The sequence below is a fragment of the Mycobacterium sp. NAZ190054 genome, from assembly GCF_001545925.1.
Taxonomy (GTDB): domain Bacteria; phylum Actinomycetota; class Actinomycetes; order Mycobacteriales; family Mycobacteriaceae; genus Mycobacterium.
Genome location: NZ_LMVQ01000420.1, coordinates 1 through 1,985, shown reverse-complemented (window position 1 = coordinate 1,985; position 1,985 = coordinate 1). Strand labels below are relative to the sequence as shown.

Below are 1,985 nucleotides of genomic sequence, written 5' to 3'. Positions count from 1 at the left end.
GCCGCTGAGCGAGGCCAGCGTGGTCGGGATCCACAAGGGCGGTGACATCCGTTCCACGGTCCGCGACTACCGCTACGACCGCACGTTCCAGAACAGCGTCACCGGCAGCGTCTACTACGTCGACGTCCGCTGAGCGGACAATCAGGCCGCCACACCTCCCGCCGAGATTGCATCTAGGACGGACTTCTGCGAGTTCCGGCCTGCCGGAATGCAATTTCGGCGGGTGGAGGAGGGGGACGTCCGGTTCGAGTCGTGATGACGTACCAAGTATGGTATACCAAGTTTCGTGCCGCACTCCGCCGCAGACGACGCCCTGGCCGCCTGGCGACTGCATGATCCCAGAATCGATACGAAAGAAGTTCTGGTTCAGGACCTTTCGTCCGGTTCGCTGCCGGAGGCGTTCACCGCGGGTGCGCACGCCCACCCCGATTCGGTGCTCGCCGTCGGCGACGACGCGCTGACCCTGGCCGAGTTCGTCGAACGGGCGGAACGCTGGGCCGGCGCATTGGAGGCCGCGGGGGTGACCCCCGGCCGGCGGGTGATGCTGCAGGCGACCACGTCGGCAGCGATGGTGTGCGCATACCTCGGGCTGCTCAGAGCGGGTGCGACGATCGTGCTCGTCAGCCCCGCCCTCACCGCCACCGAGCTCGCCACGATCGCCATGCAGTCGGGCGCCCGGCTGGCGATCACCGACCACGAGACGCCGCACGGGGTTTCCCGCCTCCCGTTGGCAGAACTCGCCGAAGCGGCCGTCGTCGCCCGCCCGACGTCGCTACCCGGCCCGTCCTCCGGTGACGTCGCTCTGATCGCGTTCACCTCCGGGACGACCGGCACCCCGAAGGGTGTCCCGCTCACCCACGGCATGCTGCTCGCCTCGATCCGGGCCGTGATGCGCGCCTGGCGCTGGAGTGCCGGTGACCGGCTGGTCCACGCGCTGCCTCTGTCCCACCAGCACGGACTCGGCGGCATCCACGCCACGCTGATCGCGGGCTCGAGCGCCCGGCTGTTGAGCGGATTCGATCCCGCCGCACTGATCCAGGAGATCCGCGCAGAAAGCGCCACGGTGCTTTTCGGTGTTCCGACCATCTATCAACGGCTCGTCGGGCTTCCCGGCGACAACGCAGCAGCGCTGAGTTCGCTCCGGTTGGCCACGTCGGGTTCGGCTCCCCTGCCCCCGGCGCTGTTCCACCGCATCGAGGAGAAGCTCGGCATCACCCCGCTGGAGCGCTACGGCCTCACCGAATCCGGGCTCGACGTGTCGAACCTGTACACCGGGCCGCGACGGCCGGGCGTGGTGGGTTTCCCCCTTCCGGGAGTGGAGCTTCGGCTCACCGCCGACAACGGAACAGATGTCGCATTCGGCGCCGAAGGGGAGATCGCGCTGCGTGGACCACAGGTGTTCGACGGCTACCTCGACGACCCGCAGGCCACCGCGCGAGCGTTCCACCCCGGCGGCTGGTTCCGCACCGGGGACCTCGGGCGGATCACCGAGGACGGAGCGCTGGCCATCACCGGCCGCCTCAAGGACATCATCGTGACCGGCGGCATGAACGTCTCCCCCCGTGAGGTTGAGGATGTGCTGGCCGCCCATCCGGACGTCGAGGAAGCGGCCGTCACCGGTCTGCCCGACGAACGCTGGGGCGAAGCCGTCGCGGCGTGGGTGGTGCTGCGACGCGCGGTGGACGTGGCGACGCTCACTGCGTACTGCCGAGACGTGCTGGCGCCCTTCAAATGTCCGAAGACGATCACCGTCGTCGACGCGCTGCCGCGCAACGCGTTGGGCAAGGTCCAGCGCAACTTGCTGATCGGCCGACAGTGACGGACCCGCAGGCCGCGCCGGCCGATGGCGTCGAAGACGAGGTACGGCAGCGGTACCGGCTGTGGGCCCGAGCGGGTCTGGAGGTGGTCCGCGATCTGGCGCGCCGGCCGCAGCGGGCTCCGCGGTGGCCGGAGGGGCGCCGCGGCCAGACCAGATCCGCTGCGGT

Annotated in this window: 1 protein-coding gene; it reads left to right on the top strand. The window is 69.6% G+C overall.

What is annotated here, in order from left to right; translation table 11 throughout:
- The first annotated feature begins 286 nt into the window (after positions 1-286).
- Positions 287-1,819 carry a class I adenylate-forming enzyme family protein gene (locus ASJ79_RS23160; protein ID WP_067960438.1) on the top strand — a complete coding sequence of 511 codons (1,533 nt, stop codon included), beginning with the start codon at positions 287-289 and terminating at the stop codon, positions 1,817-1,819.
- Positions 1,820-1,985: the final 166 nt, after the last annotated feature.